Genomic DNA, 20,977 nt, shown 5'->3' on the forward strand with positions numbered 1-20,977 from the left:
GCCGGGAGGGCTGCCCTCCCGGTGGCCGCCGCGTTGCAAGGCCAGCACAGCGGCGCCGCAGGAGCTGCTGTCACTGTCGGAAAAGCTGACAGTGACAGCAGTATTCGGGCACCGTTAACCGAGCCGCTAGTACGCGAGTATCTCCAGAGGATCAGCAACTTATCCGCGAGCCATACCCATCTAGTCAGGATGGCTTACGCGGCCCCGCATAAGTGCTCGACGAGTGCCACGCGGGCACTCGTCCCTAGGTGACGCGCGACATCCCGACCACAGCGATGCGGCCCGACCTTTTGGAGAAGGAACCTGATGATGACGACAACGACGCAACGGGCATGGTCACGACCATGCGGCAATTCCGGCGGCGGGAGGAGGTCTCCTGCCCATGCGCTGACCAACAAAAACACGCAGCGCCGCACGGCCCCACGGGCACGGCACCGGCACGCTCACTAGAGGCGACCAAACCGGCGGAAACACGCGCCCGGCCGAACGACAGACGGCCGGTCGAGGAATCCACCAACCGATTGGAGGCACTTGAACCGGAGAAAATGACCGACGGGTGATGAGTAACCGGCCCTCGGGAGCCCTCGGGCTCCAGCGGCAACCCCGCGCACAGCGGGAACCGTCTGGCCATCAACATTGACCGACGAAACGAACGGAGATGAAGGAACTGAACTACGCGCTGCTGAACCTGACCCGCCACAGCGGGGACGGGTCGTTTGCCACGCGCGCCTGCCGCGCGCGGGGGCTCCAGCAGCTGGCCGAAGAGTTGCACGCGCTCGGCTTCAAGCTGAAGGCGGCGAAGAACCTGGCGCCCAAGCATGTGGACGCGCTGGTGGCGCACTGGCGCGCCAGCGGCATCGGCGACGCCACCATCCGCAACCGGCTCGGCTGGCTGCGCTGGTGGGCCGAGAAGGTCGGCAAGCCGGGGCTGCTGCCCGGCGACAACACGGGTTTCGGCCTGGCGGAGCGCACGCCCTACCAGGGCAACCGCGCCCGGCGGCTGACGCCGGAGACGCTCGACCGCGTCGCGGATGCGCGGACACAGCTCACGCTCAAGCTGGAAGCAGCCTTCGGGCTGCGCCGCGAGGAGGCGATCAAGTTCCGCCCGGCGCTGGCCGACCGGGGCGACCGCATCGCCCTCAAGCCCAGCTGGTGCAAAGGCGGTCGCTACCGCGAGGTGCCGATCACCCACCCCAAACAGCGTGCCCTGCTCGACGAGGTGCGCGCGGCAATCGGCAACGGCTCGCTGATCGCGCCGGGGCGGCTCTACGTGGATCAGCTGCAAACCTACAAGCACCAGACCCGCCGCGCCGGGCTCGGGCAGGCGCACGGGCTGCGCCACGCCTATGCGCAGTGGCGCTACAAGGTGCTGACCGGCTGGGACTGCCCGGCGGCAGGCGGACGCGACTGCGGACAGATGACGCCGGAGGAACGCGCGCGCGACCGCGCGGCGCGGATGGAGATTTCTCACGAGCTGGGGCACGGCCGTCTGGACGTGACCGACACCTACCTCGGCCGCCGCTGGGCCAAGGGGAGCGCGCCGCGATGAGCGGGCTCAAGGCCAAGATCGAGGGCGCGCGCAAGCTCGCCCGCGACTCCCGCGAGCGCGCGGCCGCCAGCCTGCTGGATGTCGATTCGGTTCTTCAGTGCATCACCAGGGCGGCGGCAGACGGCCTCAACACCCTGACCATCGCGCCCGAGAAACCGCTCGATCTCTCGGGCACCGAGGCGGCGCGCGAGCTGGTGAAGAAACTTGCGGCGGCGGGCGCCAGCTGCGAGTGGACACCCCGGCGCCGGGGAGTGGACGGGCCGAACGTGCCGGAGCTGACCATCAGCTGGTGAGCTTACGGCTCCCAGCCCCAATCCCTCTTCTTCTCCGGAGCCCGCTCGGGCTTCTTCTCGGGCTCGGGCGGCGCCTTTCCGCCGCCGCCCGGCCCCTCGGCGGGTTTCTGTTCCTGCTCCAGCTCCGCCTTCCGGCGCTCGTAGATTTCCGCCTGATGCGGGTTGGCGCGGACGTGCTCGCGGGTGGACACCACCTTCATGGTGAGCTGCGAGCGCTGGCCGTTGAGGCGCTCCAGCTCCGCCTTGCGGCGGAACGGCGTCATGAACTTCCGCGCCTCAACCTCGGCGACCTGCCGCTCGATCTTCTCCAGCTGCTTTTCCATGTCGGCGAGATCGATCCCGTCCGCCACCAGCTCGATGCCGGGCTTGTGGAGAGGTTTGCCGGATGGGTCGCGGTCGTTGCTGGCCATCGCCAACCTCGCCTTGTAGGCCCGCATCCGCGCCTCGTACTGCGGCGAGGGCTCCTGATGGGGCTGATGAACGGCGCGCAGCTCGTCCAGCTCGCGCCCGCGCTCGGCCGCCTGCAGGGCAGCCCAGCACTCCGCCTCGGTCTCGCGCCCGGCCGGGCGGATCGCCCGGTTATAGGCCGGGCGGGACCGGCCGCCGTCAATCCGGCAGTAGTCCACCTGGCGCTCGCGCCTGCGGGCACCCCGGCCGTTGCGGCGCGTGCGGACCCGTGAGACGGGCCGCGCGCCGCGCCGGTCCATTTCGCGGCTGCGCGGCCCTTCGTGGATGGTCGGCTCGCGGCTGAGGCCCTGCGCCTCCAGGGTGCGTCGATCAACCCGCTCGGACCTCCCTGCCCGCTCCAGCGCCGCGTTGACGTGCTGCTCCCACATCAGGCGCAGCCGCTCGGTCGAGCCCTTTTCGCTGAGGCCCGCCACCCGCTTGCCGGTCTCCGGATCGCGGTCGCGGATCACCAGATGGCAGTGCGGGTTGTCGGCGTCCTTGCCGCCGTCGTGGTAGGCGGCGAGCCACCCCGCCCTGCCCTGGGTCGCCGCCTCGGCGAATTCCCGCACCAGGGCGTGCCGCTGCCCGGCGTCGAATTCCCTCGGCAGGGCAAGCATCACCTTGTCCACCACACGGGCGTTCTTGCGGTCGCCGTCCTCGGCCTGACGCAGGAACCCCATCGCGCCCCGTCGCGACACCGGCAGGCGTTCCCCGTCCAGATGGGTGAGTGCCTTGGTCCGGGTGATGTAGTGGATGTGCGCGCTGGCCGTGTACGGCCGCGCCTGCGTACTCTTCCCGATCGGCTGATGATGCAGGCTGTAGATGGCCATGGCCGCCTCGGGTGCGCACGGGTTTGCTTTGCAAACCCATAAGTGCGCACTGCTGCACACGCCATCCTCTACCACACAGCCCGCCTGCGGCACCAGAGCCCGCCACGGCCGCGCACTCTCCCCGCCGGGAAGCCGGCCGCAGTCAACCCAGGCTTGAGTTAGCTCACCCCATCCTGCTACCGCGAAGGACCCCGATCGGATCGGACAGCGCCATGGAAACCCGGGAATTCGACAATCAGGAAATCGCGGACTTCCTCGACAATCTCGACCGGAAGTTTCAGAACCGCTCTGGCACCTACTGCCACAGATGGGCACAGGAAGAGTCCAGCAGCCTTGGCTATGCCCATCCAGCGCTGACGTTCTGCCGGCCTCTCCGGGACATGACAGAGTACGAAATTTTTGTGCTCAAGCTTATTGAGCTACTTGAATTTATTGAGTTTTTCAACGATGGGACAACGCTGATGGAGGCTCTCCGAGCGTCCATTGCCTATGGCGACGGACGATGCACTGTCCGCTACGATCGCGAGAACATGGCATCGATCGCGAAAATGCTGGGTCCGCGCCAGTACTATCCGCACCCTGTTGCAGACACGGTCCGCGGGATTGAGCGCCTCGTCGGCAACCTCGATCAGGCGGCATCGGTATTTCCGGCCCTGAACCGCTGGCTCCAGCGCCATGTCGGGCGATCGTCCGCTTCCGCCGCGAGCGGGTCGCTCGCTTTTTCAACCACCCCCGGGCCTTACGGGTTGGCGATCGGCGTGTCCGAGACCTCGGGCCAGATGATGCACTACCGGGGAGAGGCATCCCTGCTGACCATCGCCCCGCCCGGCAAGGGCAAAACGCAGTGTCACGTTCTGCCGACGCTGGCGACCTACCCCGGCCCGATCATCGCCCTGGACGTGAAGGGCGAGTGCTACGCCGCGACGCACGAGCTGCGCGAGCACCTTGGACACCATGTGATCCGGTTCGCGCCGACCGAACCCGACCCGGACAAGAGCGCGCGTTACAACCCCCTCGCCTTTGTTGACGACCATCCGGACGAGCTGTGGGAGAGCGCCCGTTTCCTCGCCGATCTGATGGTGCTGGTGCGCAGCGCTTCCGAGCCCGTGTGGGAGACGATGGGCAAGGAGCTGCTGACGCTGTTCATCGCCTACACGGTCCACACCTGTCCGGAGGAGGAGCGGACGCTCCAGAAGGTGCTCGACCTGGTGTCGACACTGGGCCTGACGGAAATGCTCGAGGAAGTAACGGCGGCGGGCAGCCCCTACCCCACAGCGATGCGCCGGACCGCCGCCCGGTTCCGTCAGATGTCGGCCACTTCGCCCAAGCAGTTCGAGGGTGTGCTGGCCGGAGCCGGTCAGCACATGCAGGTCTGGGAAGGCCCCAAGATCGAGCGCATCACGGCCGCCTGCGACTGGGAGCCCGAGGATTTCCGGCGCGAGCCGTGCCCGACCCTCTACCTCTGCATCCCGCCCGAGGCGCTCGACACCTACGCGCCGATCCTCCGTGTGGTGATCGGCCAGCATGTCCGGCAGCTGATGCGCAACCATGAGCGCAGAGGCCCGCCGATTCTGTTCCTGCTCGACGAACTGCCGCGCCTGGGCCAGATGCAACCGATCCGCGAGGCGTTGGAAACCGGCCGTTCCTACGGCATCAAACTGTGGATGTTCGCGCAGTATCCCGAGCAGTTGACGAACGCCTACCCCGGCTTCGGCGAAGGGATGATGGAGAGCTGCGACGTGCGCATGTACATGGCGCCGACGATGAAAGTGGCGGAGATGATCTCGACTGCTTTCGGCGACTCCCTCAACGTCTTCGGGGGGACGCCCAAGCGCGTGCTCGACCCGACCACAATTCTTGCACCGGAACACCGTGAGAGCATCTTCGTACTTGCGGCAGGCGAAGAGCCGATGATCCTGCGGAAGCGCTATTTCCATGAACAGACTGTGCTGCCCATATCCGAGAGGCAACCGGTCTCACCTGCCGCCCCTGCTCCGAAGCGGACGGTTATCCTCCCCGTTCAAAAACAGGGCGGCGGCAATGCTCCGTTTGTTATCGCCAAGCCGTCCGGTGGCGCTTCTTCCCAGCCTGCCAAGTCTTCACCCGAGCAGGAGTAGTTCCAGGGGAACTGGCGCCCCGTGTGCAGCCGCCTCAAGGGGCAAGCCTTCGGTGCTGCGCACCCCTTGACCCGGCTGCCCAGGCGACGCTGTAGGGCTGTCCATGTCCGACGCCCGAGAGTGGCGTCGAGCGACCCCCGAAAAAGCACTGTCAGGCGGTTCTGTGGGCCTGGGTTGTGCCCCTTCTTCTTTTCTCCTCAAAATATGAAAATCCCTCTTTTTGAAATTATGTAAGGATTCTTGAAGAGAGCTTCTTGGAGAGGTTCTTGGATCTTCTTGTTCTATATATAGGCGCGACCAATTCAGCGTGGAATGCGCCACCAATTCAGCGTGGAAGCGCGACCAATTCAGCGTGCCGGAGGGGGGTACGCGCGACCAATTCAGCGTGGAAGCGCGACCAATTCAGCGTGGATGGGGTGCTAACCCCTTGAATCCCGGCACATGCCCGAGGATGGGGGCGCGACCAATTCAGCGTAGCTACAGCCTAGGAAAATCAGGATTTTTTCGGGGAACGTGCGGGCTTGGCCGCCTTCGGCGCCGGGATGGCGAGCACATCCGGCCCGGCCGGTTCCAGGGTGATCCCCTGCTCGGTCAGCTTGAGGGGCAGCTTGGGGAACAGGGACTTGATGTCGGCCAGCTCCTCGGCGAGCTGGGCGCGGAAGTCCCGCTCGCGGCCGAAGCCGTCACCGAACTGGATGGCGAGGCTCGCCCACGGCACGGTCAGCTTGGTGTCGATGCTGTGCAGCCGGTAGTTGATCCAGAAGTAGAGGTCGAGCTTGCGGGCGGAGTTCGCCAGATGCCGCAACACGTGGGTGTTGACCGGCATGGCGTGCTTTCTCAGGCTTGAGAAAAAGCTGTCCGAGAAGGTGATGGTGGTCGGCCACAGCATCCGCTCGTCGGCGTTCCGGGGGAACCACACGTCAACGCGCTGGAAGGGCTTGGCGTCCAGCGTGGCGGCGCGCTTGCCGTCCCACGCGCTGATCTCGAAGCGGCAGGCAGCGAGCGCGTTCACCTGCTCCTTGAACGGCTGGATGGTGCCGCGCGGCCCCCCCTTGGGCTCGATGCCCAGCTCCCGCATGAAGCCCGAGAGGCTGTCAGCGATCTCGACCGTGGGCGAGTTGTTGCGCACCGCGTCTGTGCTGAGATGCGCGATGAGCAGGCGGGCCTTCGGCCCGAACGGCACGGGCTGCTGAAGGCGGGAGCCGTCGGGTGCACGAAGCTTCCCGGCGCTCACCACGATGGCCGTGCGGCCGTTGGTGCGCTCGTACTCGGTGACGGTCTCCGGCAGGCGCCGGTAGGGCAGCCCGCACAGGGCGAGATGGCTGTGGATGTAGCTGAGGCTATCAGGGGTGAGAGGCTCGGTCTCGATCACCTCGCGGACGATCTCGCGGCGGCGCTGCACGGGGGTCAGACTGGCGAGGAAGGAAGCCCGCTCGGCCTTTTGGGCGGCCTCCTGGTCCCGCTTTGCCTGGCGCTCGACCAGGTGGCGGGCCACGGTCGCGAACAGCATGCTGCCGCGCGCCTTCTCCAGCTCCTCACGGAGATCGGCGTCGCGAATCAGGCTTTCATCAATGGGCCCCATGGGCCCAGCGTAACTGATTTGCGGGGGGCACCCAACGTGCCCTGCCCGCTTGTTGGGCTTAATTCAGAGGGAAGCGGAGGCCGTCGCCGGGCTTGGCGGCCCCAAGCCGATACGCGATTTACGGTAAACGGTAAGCCGTAAACCGCAGGAGGCGGTCATTTCGACAGCTGCTCCAGCGACGGGTGCCCCCGGCGGGTCAGGTACTCGTCAACGGCCTCGGCGAGGATGTCCGAGATGCGCCGGTCTTCCTCCAGGCTGATCTCCTTGATGAGGCGGATCGCCTTCTTCGGCAGGTAGACGGTGGCGCTGGGGTACTTGTCGCGCGAGCTGCCCGAACGGGCGGCCGGGGCCACAGCCTCCGGCGGGGCCGGAGGGGGCGCCGCCGGTTCCTGGCGGGTCTCGACCAGGGCTTCGGTCGCCTGCGGGACCGCCGCCCCCTTGGCGAGCGCGTCCAGGGTGACCCGTCGTCCCTTAGGCGATGGCGCGGAGCTCATTCTCGGACCCTCTCATACGTTTCTTGACCCACGCCCACAGAGCGCGGATTTCTTCGGCGGCCTTGCTGTCCGGCGAGAACTCGGTGACCCCCTGCCCTGCGCCGAGGGCGTCCTGGTGGTCGTTGCGCTGGACGATGTGGGGCAGCGCCAGCACCCCCCACATGTTGAGCGCCGACGACGCCTCGTTGATGCGGTAGCTGCGCACCGGGGCCTGGTTGAGCACGAAGGCGAACTCTTTCCCGAGCTTGCGGATCGCGTCCAGGGTGGGGTTGGCGGCCTCGATGTCGGCCGGGCTTGGCCGGGCCGGGATTAGGCACAGGTCGGCGGCACGGATGGCGGCGGTCACGGTCACGCTGTCCACGCCGGGGGTGTCAATGACCGCCAGCGTGTAGCCCTTGGAGGCGAGCAGGGCCAGCGCACGGTCCAGCTCGGCGCCGCCCGAGACGCGGTCCACGGCTGGGTCTGGGTCGGTGCGGCGCAGTGCCCAGTTGGCCACGGTGCCCTGCTTGTCGGTCTCCAGGATGAAGACGGTCTCGCCGTCCTGTTGGGCGGCCACGGCCAGCCCGATCGCCAGCGTGCTCTTGCCGCTGCCGCCCTTCTGCGTCACCAGCGCGATGGTTTTCATGGTCTACCCTTTACCGTTTACGGTAAACCGTGTGTTGCATACCGTTTACCTCTTACGGCAGAGTGGCAGAGTCGGCCCAAATTAGCAATTCAGGTGCCTGCGGCGGCGGCACTGATCAATTGCCGCCTACCGTAAACCGTAGAGGTGCCGAGAGCCTTGACGGGCGTTCTATCTCCGTTCTCATAGAGCCATGGGCGATCCCTGGACCGACGACGACCACCTGCGCTTCGACGTGCGCTTTGCGCTCTCCCGGCTTACCGTGCGCGGCCTGCGGTGCGCCCTGACCAAGGCCGACCGCGAGAGCATGGCGCGCGCGATCGTGGAGCACCTGCGCCTGTGCGGCTGGCGCTGGGGGCGCGGGTCGGCCGAGACCCGGCCGGGCTCCATTCCCGCGCGGCGGCCCGTGATGCCGACTCGAAGTAGTACAATTTACATTTTACCGTAAGCGGTAGGAATTGACCCGCCGAAAGGCGTCAACGAGTCATGATGCCGCCTTCCCCGCGCGGCGGTACAGGAGGAAGATTCCGGCCTTCACGGAGGCCACCATGCTCACAAAGCGGAATGTCCTGCTGGGCGCGGGAGCGCTCGCGCTCGCGCCTGTCCTGCCGCCGGAGGCGGCGGAACCCACCCTGGAAGACCTGCTCGGGCCTGAGAATCTGGCACGGGCACGGGCCGACCCGGAATGGTCGTGGCTGGTGGACGAGACGGGCAGGCTGCGGGTGTCGGAGGGGTTCAGGGCGCCGTTCGCCTCGTTCCTGTGCCAGCCGCGCCTGATAGACATCCGGTCGGACCCGGGCATGCGTGGCCACGACATCTTCGCCGTGCACCTGTTCCACCGCCACGGCCGCCTGCCGCCGCTGCTGATCTTTGACTTCATCGAGGACAGGCCATCCGGCTCCAGGGAGCCCGGAGAGGGGCTCCGGCTGGTGCCGGACGGCTACGTCGGCCCGCTGCCTCCGCCGCACCAGGCGCTGGCCTGGGCGTAGGGGCGGGGGGCGAAGCCCCCCCCCGCAAGATACCATCTTGCAATTCTGACGTGCGTTCAGCAGACTGAATTCGGTAGTGCTGACGGGCGTGGGAAAATGACCGCCACTTCAAATAATCCTCAATCGACTTCGTCCAAGTTTGTTGGGTTCTGGAAAAATGTGTTTATTGGGGAAGTAGATCCCCATCCCGCCTACGAAGGCATGCCAGAGACAGACAGACGTCGTCCCGAAGAACGGAAGAAGTTCCTCGTGCAGCGCGCCGAGGAGTGTTCTCGTCAAAGAGGCGAGATTGACGAAAAGCTAAAGAATAAGGACAAGTCTGCTGTTTGGGTTGAGTGGTATTTATTTGATACGTTGCATTTAATATACAAAAAGAAGAGCGAAGATGTCGCAGATGACAAAATTCGAAGCGATCTTGTTCCTGTGCTTGCGTACAAATTCGCAAACGCTTCTCTCAACAAAACCTCTAATGTAAACACTATACTCGGGCGCCTGAAAGAAAGCGCTCTCATCTCGGCAATGTTGCCAGAAATCTTTTCTGAACCGTTTTTGAATCAGGTCGAGGAATCCCGCACATCAATAAAGAAAAAGAAGGAAGACGACAAGGTTATAGTCGGGCAAATAGAGGCTCTACGGAAAGAGATTAGAGATAATGAGTCTCCTGCGATGCAGTACGCCATGGCGGGGGATACATACCAGGCGTATGCACACATCTGCAGGATCGAGTCTTGTCAGCGTCTTATCCGAGAGATGAAACGCAAGCTCAACTATAAAATAAACGACTCCCGTGAAGACACTATGAGAACCGGGTAGCTATCAACCATTAGGTTGAGGGCTATCCTCGATGGAAAGCCATTTTCGGGCTGTTGTGGGGAAGTCATATGAGCAGCGAAGAAACTAAAATTGACGGGCAAAGGCGCGCGATTAAACAGCATATTGAAAAATACGAAAGGTACGGACATGAGTGGGATAAAGAGACTGCCTTAAAAACAATAAGGCGGGCGCAAGATATAATTGCTGAACTTAAACAGCGGGCTGGCTCGAGAATCTCAGACAGCTGGGAGGATCACTGGTCTCCCTAACGATCTTGTCAAGATGGTAAAGAATAACGCCAGCTGAAACGGACACATTTATGGAATTTGCCATTCCGTACATTGGAAGCTCTGCAACATAGTCAGAAATACTCAGAATTTCAGGTGAAACCCCATCGAACTCCCGTCCGAAAACGACGGCTATCGGTGGTGCCTTTGGCGCAAGACCATAGTATGGCTTGCTGTTTTTTGATATTTCGACTGAGGCGATGTAATATCCATCGTTTTTTAGACGCTTTACCACCTCAAGAGCGCTCGCGCCATATGCCCACGGCACCCATCTCTCGGAACCGCGAGAGCTTGTTTTAATTTTGCCGTTCGGCGGAATAATTGTATTTCCGCAAATGAATAGTCGTTCAATAAGAAGGGCGTCGCACAATCTTATAATTGTGCCAATGTTGTGGGCGCATTTCAATGAATCTAAGACAACCACAATAGGGCTGCGCGGAAATTTCATGAATTCGGAGCGCGGAGGCTTCTGAATTCGCAGGGCATTTTTTGAAAGAGGGGCGTCCATCGTGGTCTCCTAAGATAATTATACTACAGATCAGAATGTGTTGCGCCTCTCAAGTCAAATCAGAATCCGCTCTACCTCATCCAGCGTCAGCTCGTCCCGGCGACGGTCATAGAGCTGGGTGGTGCGGGTCGAGGCGTGATTGGCCATGGCGGCGGCGCGCTCCAGCGTGCCGCCGTTCTTCAGGTAAGCCGTGATGCCGGTCGCCCGGAAGGTGTGGTTGCCGATCTTGGTCTCGATCTCGGCCGCCGCCGCACGGCGCCGGATCATGGCGTAGGCGTTCGCCTGGGGCAGGGGCGTGCGGGTCAGCTCGCCGGTGACGCGCCCGAGAGTGCGGAACAGCGGCCCCTTGGGGTCAGCGGCGAGGCCGCAGCCGTCCAGGTAGGCGTGCAGGTAGGTCTCCAGATTGTGGTGGCAGGGCATCTCGTGCCGCTTGCCGCCCTTCTCGTGCAGCCGCACCCATAGGCGCCGGTTCTGCACGTAGACGTCCTCCACCTTCATGGCGAGCGCTGCGCCGACGCGGGCGAAGCTGTAGGCCATCAGGCCGATCAGCGCCCGGTCCCGCAGTCCGATCGGCGTGGAGGCGTCAATGCTGTCGAGCAGGTGGCGCGCCTCGTCCGGCGCGAGCACGGCGGTCTTGCCCTTCTTCACGACGTGGCGGGGGCCGCGCACGGAGGCGGCCGGGTTGACCGGGATCACCTGGCCGACCACCAGCCAGTCGAACAGGTGGCGGATGGCGGCGAGGCGCTGCTTGACGGTCGGCGCCGACCGCTCGCGGCCGAGCAGCTCGACGTAGGCGGCGACGTGCACGGGCTGAACCTCGGCCAGCGAGCGCAGCCCGTTGTCCTCGCACCAGGCCATGAATTCTCCGGCGGCGCGCGCGTAGGCGCGCCGCGTGTTCGGGTTACGGATTTGCGCCGTGAAGAACTCGATAAAGCGCACCTGCGCCCGCTCGCCGGTTGCGGCGACTAGGGCGGGGAGGGGAGAGGCGGGGAGGGTAAGGTGGTTCATAACTTGATCCTCGGCTTCTCGGGCGCGAAAAAGTCCTTCGGCTCTCCCACTTGAATTGTGAAAGGAGGTGTTGATTTTCGCTGCTCTATTGGCAGATCATTGAAGAGATTGACGATCTTGTCTGAGACACGTTCGTGTTCTTCATGAACCCAAGAAGAGGTGATCTCGGTTAGCTGTCGCAGAATCTCGAATTCACGTAAGGCGAGAAATGGGACGGAGATTAAAAATGAGAATGCTTTTATTGCACTATGGTCGCGTGACTTTTTGATTAGACTATATACTCCAGTAAGAAGCTGAGAGTCATGGGCGATGAGCTGATTTCGAATCGCCTTCAGCCGATCGAAATTGTCGCGGTTCTCTGGCGAGAAAACACGTTTCGGCTTCAGCGGCCTGAGGGGGTGTTTGTGGTCAAAGCAGCGACAAAATCCCAGGAGAGACGCCTCCGCCAATGCGCTGTCGACCTGACTGATGGACCGAGGATGAATGTCAGCGGGAATTCGCGAGAGCCATTCACTTACGATGGCCAATTCCGACCTGAACACCCCTAAACGACGCAACTCCATTGCCAGGGGGCCCTCCACCAGGTGGACGGTGGTGTCGTCCGGGCTCTCAACGAAGAGCACGGTCCCTTCCTCAAATCGAATCGCGTCCGTCATGACCAATCACCGTTTATATATGATAATGTCCTTTATCACATATTGTCTAGGTCGTCCATGGTGGGGTTCGATTTCGGTGGAGGGGGCGTTGCTGAGACGCCCCTCTCCTTTGTCGAGACCGGGAGGCGCCCCAACCGACGCCTCCCGGTCCAGCGCGTTCACCCGAGCACCCGGACTCCAGCTCGGACCGATCCAGCGTAGCCGCCCAAATCGACGGCGACGTGCCAGTGGCCCTCGCGAGGGACCTCCAGCCGAAAGGGCGAACGGGTGACGTGGCCGCCGAAATACTCGTGCCGCCCGCCGCGCCGATAGTTGCTGAAGTTGCTGCTGTCCATGAGCTTGACGTTGGCTGCATTGGACAGATTCACCTCAACGACTTCGCCGCCGCTGAGGTGGCCCAGATCATTATGCAAGAAGTTCATAACCCTCTCCCTAGTCCTCGCGGACCGTCGTGTTGGGGCTGGCCTGGCCGTGCTTCGTCGTGACGTAGCGGCCGCTGATCGCGCTCCGGAAATGAGAGCCGCTCGACCCGCTCGGGCCGGACGGTTCGTGAACCGTGGTCCGGGGGCTGGCCTTGCCGTGGTTCGTGGTGACGTAGCGACCACTGATCGCACTGCGATAGTGGCCGCCAGAGCCGCTGCTCTTCGCCATTTCTTTTTCACTCCAATGAGTTGGCGCCATTGCATGTGAGGCGCGTGATTGCTACATAGCAATCGTGGGATTCATATTGTGAGGGAGCGCTCTGATTGCAAGAGCGCAATTCAATGAGAATCAAAAATGAGCACAGACAAATTCGATGGCGAGGCCTTCTTCGCGGCTCTGGATGCGGAGAGGATCGCGCGCCGGGCCACTTGGAAGAAGGTCGCGGAAGAGGCCGGGGTGCCGGCATCCACCTTGACCCGGATGTCTCAGGGGCGTCGTCCCGATCTCGATAGTCTCGCCGCCCTATGCGCTTGGTCGGGCCTCAGGGCGGACGACTTCATGAGGGCCAAACCGGCGGCGCGGCCAAAATCGGAACCGCTGGCACAAATAACTGCTCACCTGCGTGCCGATCCGAACCTATCGAAGGAGGGTGCCAAGGCGCTTGAAACCCTAATCAAAACAGCCTACCAGCAGTTGAGAAAAAAACAGGGCTGAACGCATGGTCTTGCGGAGGGGGTTTAAGACCGAGGCGAACTGGTACGCGCGCGAGATGCGGCGCGAGCTGAGAGTGTTGCCGACAGATCCCCTGTGCCCCTGGCAGCTCGCGGGTCATCTGGAGTTCTTCATCGTACGACTCTCCGAATTCGCGCGACGTGCCCCACGTGAAGTCACCTATCTTCAGTCCGGAGCAGGGCAGAAGGAGTTTTCAGCGGTCACGCTGGACATCGATGGGCAGAGCTGGATCATCCACAACGACACCCATGATCCAAAGCGACAAGCCGCAAATATCGCCCATGAGCTGGCTCATGGGCTGCTAGTGCACAAGCCAAACCCGCTGCTGACCGCGATGGGTACACGGTATTTCGATCGCACACAGGAAGATGAAGCTAATTGGCTCGGGCCAGCCCTGCTGATCTCGGAAGAGGCTGCGCTTCTCATCGCACGAGAAGGGATGTCGATTGCCTCTGCCTCTAACCACTATGGCGCGAGCGAGGAGGTGGTGAGGATGCGGATGAACGTCTGTGCCGCATGGCGGAGGCTGCGCCTCGCGGCGCAGCCTGAGGCCCTCAGAACACCCCAAGGACAGGAATCTTGACAAGTGTCATTTTTGTAGATAACATAACCACGTTATGTCCTAAGGACATAACGTGGTTCAAATATTGAATGAATGAAATTTGGCAAAACTTGTGCATCACCACGGAGAGTCAGGGATAATCCTCCCTTGACAATCAATATGACGCAGTCCATATGTCCTTAGGACATATGGACTGCATTAATGTGACGCCGAAAGTTGCCATACAACGCTCTCTAACGGAGCTGGGGGCCCCAGTGGTCACCCCGTACAGCCTCTTTCTGTTGATCTGGCGCCTCTACAAGGCTGGTGAGTTCCACGGCGAGCCGGTCTCGAAAAGGGCCGAACGGCCTGACGAGGCCTCATTCAACTACTTCCGCAGGCAGCTACTGAAAGACCGGTATCTCAGGCCCGACCAGGACTTTGAAAAGGCGGTCTACCGGGTCTCAGACGTGCCGGATGGCACGGCCGAGGAGATCACGGCGCTCGTCAACCCGTTCTGCTATCTCTCTCACCTCTCGGCCATGCAGCGTTATGGGCTCACGACGCGCGCGCCCGAGGCTCTGACGCTGTCAGTGCCATGGGCCGTGGATCGCGAACAGAAGGAGAGTGAGGACTTCGGCGCACCCGCTAGTCCCGACGAGTTCCGCGTCCGCCTCTTCGAGGCCCCGCTACCCAAGAAGGTTCGGGGACGCCTGGTCAGCCTGCACAGCACGAAACGGACACCGGTCGTCAAACCGATCCGAGGTAGCGCTGCCCGCATCGCCTCGGTGGGCGAGACGTTCGTGCAGATGCTCGATCGCCCGGAGTTGTGCGGAGGGATGGCCCACATCGTGGCGGTGTGGGACGAACACGCCCGCACCTACGCGGAGGACATCATCTCGGCTGTAGACCGCGCTACAGAAAAGATCATCAAGGTGCGCGCAGGCTACCTCCTGCAGGAGAGGCTCGGAATAGGCGATCCGCGCGTCGAGGCCTGGTCACAGTTTGCGCAGCGGGGTGGGAGCCGACGACTTGACCCCTCCCGGCCTTATGTGAACAGATATTCGGAGAAATGGATGATTTCTCTGAATGCCTCAAACACAAGCGATTCCCCGTAAAGTAACGATCTCCGAATGGGTTGAGCAGGTACGGGCGGACCCGGTTCGCTACTTAGAGCGGCAGGTTACGGAGATTCTGCTGCACGCCATCGGCATAACCCCGGTGCTCAATGAATCCCTGGTCCTCAAGGGCGGGATTCTCATGTCGCTGGCTCACGGCAGCAGGCGCCAGACCGGCGACGTAGATTTCACCGCTATTGTCGATCCCGAGCCCTACGCCAGCAAACTGCGGGAAACGCTGAACGGTGCCTTGCCGCGCGCCGCCGCCGACCTCGGCTACACAGACATCGTCTGCGCCGTTCAGCGGCTGGTGTACAAGCCGCGTCCCGAAGGGTTCCCGGAGTTCACGGCGCCAGCCCTCAGGCTCACCATCGGCTTCGCCCACCGGGGAGAGGCCGACGAGGCGCGGCTGAAGGAGGGGCAATCAACACGCGTCCTTCAGCTCGACATTTCGTTCAAGGAGCAGGTTGTTCACCCCACGGAGCTTGTGATCAACGAACCTGAGGTGTCGATCCGGGCGTACTCGGCCGAGGAGATCATCGCCGAGAAGCTGCGGGCGCTGCTGCAGCAGCCGGTGCGGAACCGCACCCGCCGACAGGATGTGTACGACATCGATTGGCTGGTGACCCGGTATCAGCCTGACGAGGCGATGCGCGCCCGAATTCTGGATGCCTTGCTGGTCAAGTCGGCGGATCGTGAGATCGAACCGACACAGTCCTCGTTTGATGATCCCAGGGTCAAGGAAAAGGCCCAGGCCGAATGGGACACGATGCGGTTGGAAATCGGCGGCGCGCTTCCTGAGTTCGAGCCGACCTACCAGCAGATCGTGGTGTTCTACAAAAGCCTTCCCTGGAGTGAAGGGAACGGCGCCTGAGCCGGTTTCCGGCTTAGGCGACGGTCATCCCTCTGCCAACCCGGAACGGCCGGGTCAAGGCCGCGCGGAGCGCGCCCGCAGGGCTTGGCCTTGAGGCGGCCGGGCCGGGGTGGCTCTTGCGCGAGGGATCGAAGCCCGCAGGGCGGAGACGCGGCACGCGGCTCCGTTCACGAGAGCCCGGCCCGCTCGGGCGCGCCCGTCAGGCGGCGGTCTGCTTGCGCCGGGGGCGACGGACAGTCTTCGCTGCCGCAGCCTTGACCCGCCGGGGCTTGTTGAGAACCCCGAACCCGTTGAGTTCGACCGGCGGACGGCCCTTGAACTCCACAACCAGGCGCATGGTGCCGCCGATGGCGGCGACGTAATCGCGCAACGTGGAGATCAGCATGTCACTGCGCTGCTCCAGGCGGGACACGCTGTCCTGGCCGATGCCGAGCGTCCGGGCGACTTTCGCCTGGGTCTTGGCGTGCGCCTCACGCAGCTCCCGCAGGGCCATTTCCTCGGCCACCAGCGCGTCAGCGCGGGCCTTGATCTTCGCCTGCCGTGCCTTGGGCAAGGAGGCGATCTTCTGTTCGAGCGTCGTCATTTTGTCCTCCTTTCCTTTTTGATCCGGGCGAGGTGGTCGGAAAACCGCGCATCGGCCTTCGCGATCAGCTGCTTGTAGAAGCGCTTTTCGCTCGTCCCGCTCTTGTCCCCGGCGACGAGTAAAATAGCCTGCCGCTCGGGGTCGAAGGCGAAGGCCACGCGCCACACCCCTCCGCCCGCATCGAACCGCAGCTCCTTGAGGTTGGCGTGCTTGGAACCCTTGAGAGTGTCCACGCGCGGCCGCCCGAGCGACGGCCCGAGACGCCTCAGCGCGTCGGCCTGGGCCAGCAGCTCGTCCTGAATCTCCGCGCCGAGCCCGTCGAATTCAGGCTCGAACAGCGGATGAAACAGAACAGACCACGGCATCAGGGATATTTATGGCATAGAATACATATGGATTCAAGTCCATGTAACTCATTGAGGTACTTACGCCAGCGAGATGGCGTTGCGCAGTGCCTCCTGGAAGCTGAGTTGCATGTTGACCGCAAGCCCGTAGCTCAGCGGCACGACGTGGACGGCGCGGCCCCTGAGCTTCTTGCGGGGATGGTCGCGCAGCGTCTCGACCCGGAACCAGCGGCTGTCCGGGCCGCCCTGCGGATCGAGGCAGGCGAAGAACACGGCGATCTTGAACAGGTCGCCGAACCGGTCGAGGCGCTCGACCTCGCTCACGTCGAACAGGTAGGCGCCGCCGTAGAGGTTCTTGCTCTTCACATCGAACGCGAGGGTGCCGACGAACGGCAGGGCGACCAGGTAGTCCGGGCGTTTGAGCGCCCCCCGAAAATGTATCGGCAGGCTCTCCTGGGTCTGCGTGGCGTAGATGTAGGGGAGCCGTGAGGCGTCGAGCCATTGCCGGAACGCCGCCTCGGCGAGGGCGCCGCGCTCGGCATCTTCCGGCTTGATCCTGGGCATGGGAGGCAGCCTGCGCCGGGGCGGCGCGGCTGCCAACCTGATGCCGTCTAATGGCGTCGGGGAGCGTGGCGTAAACGCCGCAGCCTCGCGCCTACTTCCGGCGCCGGGCGCCCTTGCGGGCGGCCCCGCGCTTCGCGCGCGGCGCGGCCTCTTCCTCCGGCGCCTCGTCCTCGGCGCCGGTCTCGCCGACCGCGAATTCCTCGATCGCGTGTCCGGCCTCCAGCAGCTCGGCGAGCCACTTCGGCCGGGCGCCGCGACCTGCCCAGGTCTCGCCGTTCGGACCGACGAACTTGGGCGGCACCTTGATGCCTTTCAGCGTGCTCGAGCGCTGGCCGGGGGCGGCCTTGGTGGTCCGTCCGGTGGCCTTCTCGAGCTGGGCCAGCTGATCGCGCAGCGCGCGGCTGCGGTCCTCCAGGGCGGCGTCGATCTCGCCCCGGAGGGCGAGCAGCTCGGCAACTTCCATGGTCTTGAGATTCACGTTGGCCATTCCGGCTTTCCTCATTTCATTCGTTTTACCGCCCCGGCACCCATGTTCGGCTTGCCGGAAAAACGGGCCAATAAGCCCTCCTACGACGCTTTGCATTAAAAGCAAGCAAGTTCGCCCACTATCGACAGATTTGGCGCGCCTGTAACCGCAGGAAATAGTCAGCAGGGGAGCCGCTATGCGGCTCCCCTGCCCTTCAGGCGACGATGTAGCGGGCATTCTCGGCCGCCTCGGCATAGGCCGAGAGCGGCTTGGTCGCGACGAAGTGCTGGTCCCGCTCGACCGCCAGGCCGAGCCTCCCGCGCACCTCGGCGATCTCCGCGAGGCTGACGCTGCCGAGTTCAGGGAACCCGACGCCGAGGTCGCACAGGCCGAAGGCGACGTCCGGGTCGTCCGGATCGAGCTCGGTGAGGAGCCAGATGGCGGCGCCGTCCGGCGTGAACAGCTTCACGACCGGGTGCGGATCGATCTCCTCGCCTGCGGCACTGCGGCGGCCATTGGCCAGCATTGCGTCGCGTTGGGCGTCCGTGATCAATTTCATGGGTGTTTCTCCCGTTGGTTGATGTTCGCCCCGTGGGGCGCGGGAGATCGGACCGGCCGGGTTGAGGGCCGCAGTCCTGCCCCACACGGTTTGGTGCGGGCAGGGCATGGACGGCGGCCTGCGGGCGGTCATCCACGCGACTTTCCCACGGGCGTCATCACCTCGGGAGTCCGCGCCAAACGGCTTCAGAAGGGCTCCTGGCCGCTCCTGCGCGAGGCCGTGCGGCTTCCCTGACCGGCTACGAGACCCGGCAGGCGCGGACCGTCCTGACCGCGCTGCTGGATGGGGCTACCTGACCGCAGAAGGCCCTAAAAAGCCGGTCCGGCTGGGATTCCCTATCGCAGTCATGGACCGTTGGTTGCCCCGGCTCTATCCCGGGACCGCCTCTACCGCTCACGGAGCGTTGTAGTGTCGCAACAGTCCCGGGATGATTACATCTTGGTCCGGAAATGTGCTGTCTTTCGGTATTCGCCGCCCTCAGCTGCACGTACAGTGCTCTGGGGGCTTGGGGCCGTGGTTAGGCCGCGAAGCTTCGTTCCACTGGGACGAGGAAGCGCGAGGATGACCGCTGAGCGTTGGGAGAGCGCTTCGAAGACACTGTCTGCCAGTGTAACAGCGGCAGACGGTGCTCTAGACGCACCCAATTTTCTGAATTATAATTCATTTTATTATGGTGATGAGCCGGAGGTTTGCTCCGGCCCATCTGAGCCATCTTCAATCTTTCCACCAGCGGCCGAGGAAGTGCCTGATCCCCTCGTCAAACCGCTGAATTGCTCCAGCCAGACGCCTCAGGGTCACCCCCACTTTGAGGAAGGCATTTCCTGTCTCGCTCAGCATCTCGTAGGTGCCGCTGCAAACGTCGTGAACATGGTCCACGGCGCAGAACAGGATCACCAGCACCGAAAGCATGGTCATTCCGATCCCATATTCGGCGTACTTGCCGGGCAGCAGCGCAACGCTGGCGACCAAGTAGGTCAGAAGGATCACCGCGAGCACCACCTTCACCCAACGACGCGGTGGACGGTGGTGCCCATCGGATTGCAAGCGTACGTCGCGTTCTTCGCGACGCACTGGAGGCCGAGTCCGGTTGAACATGATCTCACCTCAGATGAGGATCACGTTGGTTTCAGGCCAATGACGTGATCCGGTTGACTGGACTGGGTTCCAAGTGACCCCGGACCGCGCGGCAACGCGGTCCGGGGTTCTTCTTTTTGCCCCTACAGCAAGATCAAGGTGTCGAAGGGGAAGTCCAAACGACAGCACCCGCAGTGAAGCGTGGAAGCTTCACTGCGGGTGCTGAACGTTCCCGGGGCCGAGAAACTGATCTTCTGACGTCTAGCTGGCATGACGGTATTCCTGACCGCTCGGACCCGCCCGACCGAGGCTCCGACGAAGAAGCAGGGTGCGGTGTGCGTAGAGCTTATCGACCATAACGATTGATCCCGACCAAATTTCGCGCAATGCGGGCGCAAGACATGCAGCTTCTGTAACATGGTCCGTTAAGCGTTCTTCCTCGTCAAGGTGCCTTGAGCGTAATTTTTACGTCCATCCTCCTATGGTAGCACGTAGTCATCCCGACGGCTCGGCTTTCGGCATTTTTTGATTGTGCATCATTGCGTCTTATGGATGCATAGCAATCACAGGCATGTGATGAAATCAAAACGACGACGTAACATATAGCTTATGCGCTGAGGCAGAACTCACGAACATGGCATTTATTACAGTAGAACTTCTTCTATATTATTTACGAGAGGTTGGATATTCTCTCTGAGAACAATAAGTCAGCCATGCTGACTTGGAAGATCATTTGTTTCAAATTGGATCAGTTTCGAACTTTGCATATAAAGAAAATTGATCGACGTGCGAGGCACGTACGGTCCAAGCAGCATCCGAATAACAAAGGAAAAGAGCCGCACCTTGAAGGTGCGGCTGCGGTCCTTGGCGGGGCTCATCGGCCCCCCTCCCGTTCGGCCTTCGGCTTGCGGACGACCAGGCGGCCGGTGAGCGGCACGGCGGTCAGGGCGATGTTGAAGCCGTCGCCGTCGTCGTGCTCCCAGGCGGCGCCGACCTTGGTCCAGTAGGCGCTCTCGCCTTCGCCCTCGACCACGTAGACGGCGTGGCTGGGGCGCTTGTTTCTGGGCTGCTGTTTCATGGGTGTTCTCCCGTTGGTTTCTCCGGCCTCGCCTTTCGCGGCCGGTCGGGAGCGTTTGGGCGACGGGCACACTGAGCGCAGCGTCCGCCGGTCAACCGGCAACACGGGAGCAGCAGTGAATGGAGCGGGCCGCCGGTTGACCGGGGCAGGCCCCGGCGCATCTCCCGATCCGTCCGGCCGCCGAGGCAGAGGGCAGGCAACGGGAACAGCCCCACAGCGTGCCAGAGGCGTCCCAGGGCGCGTTTTTACGGGCGAGGCAGGACAGAGGCGCCCGGATGGCGTGAACGGCGCCCGGGGAGCCGACAGGGCGGGCAGGCATCCGGTCCGGCGTCGTGCCGGACGGGCGCCATCCGCAAGGATGGCTGACGGGGGACGGGGCGGAGCCCCGTGGGCCGCTGGTGACTTGGCGAAGCGGCCCGGCGGAGG

Annotated in this window: 28 protein-coding genes; 11 read left to right on the forward strand and 17 right to left on the reverse strand. The window is 63.2% G+C overall.

The features are described from left to right. The first annotated feature begins 248 nt into the window (after positions 1-248). The 3 genes from CCR97_RS00290 (at position 249) to CCR97_RS00300 (ending at position 1,842) form a co-directional block, all read left to right on the forward strand. On the forward strand, positions 249-560 hold the full coding sequence (locus tag CCR97_RS00290) for a hypothetical protein (protein ID WP_201159205.1): 312 nt from the start codon (positions 249-251) through the stop codon (positions 558-560). Between the two features lie 98 nt (positions 561-658). Beyond that, positions 659-1,549 (forward strand): phage integrase N-terminal domain-containing protein, encoded by an 891-nt coding sequence (locus tag CCR97_RS00295; protein ID WP_201159206.1) that lies wholly within the window; start codon positions 659-661, stop codon positions 1,547-1,549. Continuing rightward, entirely contained in the window at positions 1,546-1,842 is a 297-nt protein-coding gene (locus CCR97_RS00300; protein ID WP_111360639.1) for a hypothetical protein, read from the forward strand. The genes CCR97_RS00295 and CCR97_RS00300 overlap by 4 nt, the downstream gene beginning before the upstream one ends. A gap of 2 nt (positions 1,843-1,844) precedes the next feature. On the opposite strand, the gene CCR97_RS00305 is transcribed toward CCR97_RS00300, so the two are convergent. After that, positions 1,845-3,119 carry a MobA/MobL family protein gene (locus CCR97_RS00305; protein WP_244670185.1) on the reverse strand — a complete coding sequence of 425 codons (1,275 nt, stop codon included), beginning with the start codon at positions 3,117-3,119 and terminating at the stop codon, positions 1,845-1,847. Between the two features lie 212 nt (positions 3,120-3,331). Between CCR97_RS00305 and CCR97_RS00310 the strand changes: the two genes are divergently transcribed. After that, positions 3,332-5,236, forward strand: coding sequence for a type IV secretory system conjugative DNA transfer family protein (locus CCR97_RS00310; RefSeq protein WP_111356988.1), 1,905 nt, complete (start codon positions 3,332-3,334; stop codon positions 5,234-5,236). A 493-nt stretch (positions 5,237-5,729) separates the two neighbouring features. On the opposite strand, the gene CCR97_RS00315 is transcribed toward CCR97_RS00310, so the two are convergent. The 3 genes from CCR97_RS00315 to CCR97_RS00325 all read right to left on the reverse strand — a co-directional run bounded on the left by CCR97_RS00315 (position 5,730) and on the right by CCR97_RS00325 (position 7,937). Beyond that, complete coding sequence (locus CCR97_RS00315; protein WP_111356989.1) at positions 5,730-6,818, reverse strand: replication protein RepA; 1,089 nt, start codon at positions 6,816-6,818, stop codon at positions 5,730-5,732. 155 nt (positions 6,819-6,973) lie between these two features. Continuing rightward, the gene (locus tag CCR97_RS00320) at positions 6,974-7,312 is read right to left on the reverse strand and encodes a hypothetical protein (RefSeq protein ID WP_111356990.1); all 339 of its coding nucleotides are present in this window, start codon (positions 7,310-7,312) and stop codon (positions 6,974-6,976) included. After that, positions 7,290-7,937 (reverse strand): AAA family ATPase, encoded by a 648-nt coding sequence (locus CCR97_RS00325; RefSeq protein ID WP_111356991.1) that lies wholly within the window; start codon positions 7,935-7,937, stop codon positions 7,290-7,292. The genes CCR97_RS00320 and CCR97_RS00325 overlap by 23 nt, the downstream gene beginning before the upstream one ends. 190 nt (positions 7,938-8,127) lie before the next feature. Here CCR97_RS00325 and CCR97_RS00330 point away from each other — a divergent pair, with 190 nt between their 5' ends. The 3 genes from CCR97_RS00330 (at position 8,128) to CCR97_RS00340 (ending at position 9,736) form a co-directional block, all read left to right on the forward strand. Further along, positions 8,128-8,382 carry a hypothetical protein gene (locus CCR97_RS00330; RefSeq protein ID WP_111356992.1) on the forward strand — a complete coding sequence of 85 codons (255 nt, stop codon included), beginning with the start codon at positions 8,128-8,130 and terminating at the stop codon, positions 8,380-8,382. Between the two features lie 100 nt (positions 8,383-8,482). Continuing rightward, entirely contained in the window at positions 8,483-8,923 is a 441-nt protein-coding gene (locus tag CCR97_RS00335) for a hypothetical protein (protein ID WP_111356993.1), read from the forward strand. Positions 8,924-9,019: 96 nt separating this feature from the next. After that, positions 9,020-9,736 (forward strand): hypothetical protein, encoded by a 717-nt coding sequence (locus CCR97_RS00340; RefSeq protein WP_146618730.1) that lies wholly within the window; start codon positions 9,020-9,022, stop codon positions 9,734-9,736. Between the two features lie 210 nt (positions 9,737-9,946). Here CCR97_RS00340 and CCR97_RS00345 read toward each other — a convergent pair whose 3' ends face one another. From CCR97_RS00345 to CCR97_RS00365, 5 genes are all read right to left on the reverse strand, one after another. Beyond that, on the reverse strand, positions 9,947-10,531 hold the full coding sequence (locus CCR97_RS00345; RefSeq protein WP_111356994.1) for a TrmH family RNA methyltransferase: 585 nt from the start codon (positions 10,529-10,531) through the stop codon (positions 9,947-9,949). 54 nt (positions 10,532-10,585) lie between these two features. Further along, positions 10,586-11,539, reverse strand: a complete 954-nt coding sequence (locus CCR97_RS00350) for a tyrosine-type recombinase/integrase (RefSeq protein ID WP_111356995.1) — start codon at positions 11,537-11,539, stop codon at positions 10,586-10,588. Then, the gene (locus CCR97_RS00355; RefSeq protein WP_146618731.1) at positions 11,536-12,195 is read right to left on the reverse strand and encodes a hypothetical protein; all 660 of its coding nucleotides are present in this window, start codon (positions 12,193-12,195) and stop codon (positions 11,536-11,538) included. The genes CCR97_RS00350 and CCR97_RS00355 overlap by 4 nt, the downstream gene beginning before the upstream one ends. A gap of 158 nt (positions 12,196-12,353) precedes the next feature. After that, positions 12,354-12,617, reverse strand: coding sequence for a DUF1883 domain-containing protein (locus CCR97_RS00360; protein ID WP_111356996.1), 264 nt, complete (start codon positions 12,615-12,617; stop codon positions 12,354-12,356). Between the two features lie 10 nt (positions 12,618-12,627). Next, positions 12,628-12,846, reverse strand: coding sequence for a hypothetical protein (locus CCR97_RS00365; RefSeq protein ID WP_111356997.1), 219 nt, complete (start codon positions 12,844-12,846; stop codon positions 12,628-12,630). 126 nt (positions 12,847-12,972) lie between these two features. Between CCR97_RS00365 and CCR97_RS00370 the strand changes: the two genes are divergently transcribed. The 4 genes from CCR97_RS00370 (at position 12,973) to CCR97_RS00385 (ending at position 15,883) form a co-directional block, all read left to right on the forward strand. Continuing rightward, positions 12,973-13,332, forward strand: a complete 360-nt coding sequence (locus CCR97_RS00370; protein WP_111356998.1) for a helix-turn-helix domain-containing protein — start codon at positions 12,973-12,975, stop codon at positions 13,330-13,332. 55 nt (positions 13,333-13,387) lie between these two features. After that, on the forward strand, positions 13,388-13,933 hold the full coding sequence (locus CCR97_RS00375) for an ImmA/IrrE family metallo-endopeptidase (RefSeq protein ID WP_244670186.1): 546 nt from the start codon (positions 13,388-13,390) through the stop codon (positions 13,931-13,933). A 233-nt stretch (positions 13,934-14,166) separates the two neighbouring features. After that, positions 14,167-15,009 carry a hypothetical protein gene (locus CCR97_RS00380; protein ID WP_111357000.1) on the forward strand — a complete coding sequence of 281 codons (843 nt, stop codon included), beginning with the start codon at positions 14,167-14,169 and terminating at the stop codon, positions 15,007-15,009. Next, positions 14,981-15,883: a nucleotidyl transferase AbiEii/AbiGii toxin family protein gene (locus CCR97_RS00385; protein ID WP_111357001.1), complete on the forward strand. Its 903-nt coding sequence runs from the start codon at positions 14,981-14,983 to the stop codon at positions 15,881-15,883. Before CCR97_RS00380 ends, CCR97_RS00385 begins: the two co-directional genes overlap by 29 nt. 199 nt (positions 15,884-16,082) lie before the next feature. Here the strand turns inward: CCR97_RS00385 and CCR97_RS00390 are convergent, their stop codons facing one another. From CCR97_RS00390 to CCR97_RS00425, 8 genes are all read right to left on the reverse strand, one after another. Further along, positions 16,083-16,466: a helix-turn-helix domain-containing protein gene (locus tag CCR97_RS00390; protein ID WP_111357002.1), complete on the reverse strand. Its 384-nt coding sequence runs from the start codon at positions 16,464-16,466 to the stop codon at positions 16,083-16,085. Further along, on the reverse strand, positions 16,463-16,831 hold the full coding sequence (locus tag CCR97_RS00395; RefSeq protein WP_111357003.1) for a type II toxin-antitoxin system RelE/ParE family toxin: 369 nt from the start codon (positions 16,829-16,831) through the stop codon (positions 16,463-16,465). Before CCR97_RS00395 ends, CCR97_RS00390 begins: the two co-directional genes overlap by 4 nt. A 60-nt stretch (positions 16,832-16,891) precedes the next feature. Beyond that, a complete protein-coding gene (locus CCR97_RS00400) occupies positions 16,892-17,374 on the reverse strand; it encodes a hypothetical protein (RefSeq protein WP_111357004.1) in 483 nt (160 codons plus the stop codon). A 91-nt stretch (positions 17,375-17,465) separates the two neighbouring features. Continuing rightward, positions 17,466-17,861, reverse strand: coding sequence for an H-NS histone family protein (locus CCR97_RS00405; protein WP_111357005.1), 396 nt, complete (start codon positions 17,859-17,861; stop codon positions 17,466-17,468). Between the two features lie 193 nt (positions 17,862-18,054). Continuing rightward, positions 18,055-18,399, reverse strand: coding sequence for a DUF2958 domain-containing protein (locus CCR97_RS00410; protein WP_111360643.1), 345 nt, complete (start codon positions 18,397-18,399; stop codon positions 18,055-18,057). Between the two features lie 714 nt (positions 18,400-19,113). Next, complete coding sequence (locus tag CCR97_RS00415; protein WP_111360644.1) at positions 19,114-19,404, reverse strand: hypothetical protein; 291 nt, start codon at positions 19,402-19,404, stop codon at positions 19,114-19,116. A 776-nt stretch (positions 19,405-20,180) separates the two neighbouring features. Beyond that, positions 20,181-20,351 carry a hypothetical protein gene (locus CCR97_RS00420; RefSeq protein WP_170146123.1) on the reverse strand — a complete coding sequence of 57 codons (171 nt, stop codon included), beginning with the start codon at positions 20,349-20,351 and terminating at the stop codon, positions 20,181-20,183. Further along, positions 20,348-20,551: a hypothetical protein gene (locus CCR97_RS00425; RefSeq protein ID WP_111360695.1), complete on the reverse strand. Its 204-nt coding sequence runs from the start codon at positions 20,549-20,551 to the stop codon at positions 20,348-20,350. Before CCR97_RS00425 ends, CCR97_RS00420 begins: the two co-directional genes overlap by 4 nt. Positions 20,552-20,977: the final 426 nt, after the last annotated feature.

The sequence above is a fragment of the Rhodoplanes elegans genome (assembly GCF_016653355.1).
In the GTDB taxonomy this organism is placed as follows: domain Bacteria; phylum Pseudomonadota; class Alphaproteobacteria; order Rhizobiales; family Xanthobacteraceae; genus Rhodoplanes; species Rhodoplanes elegans.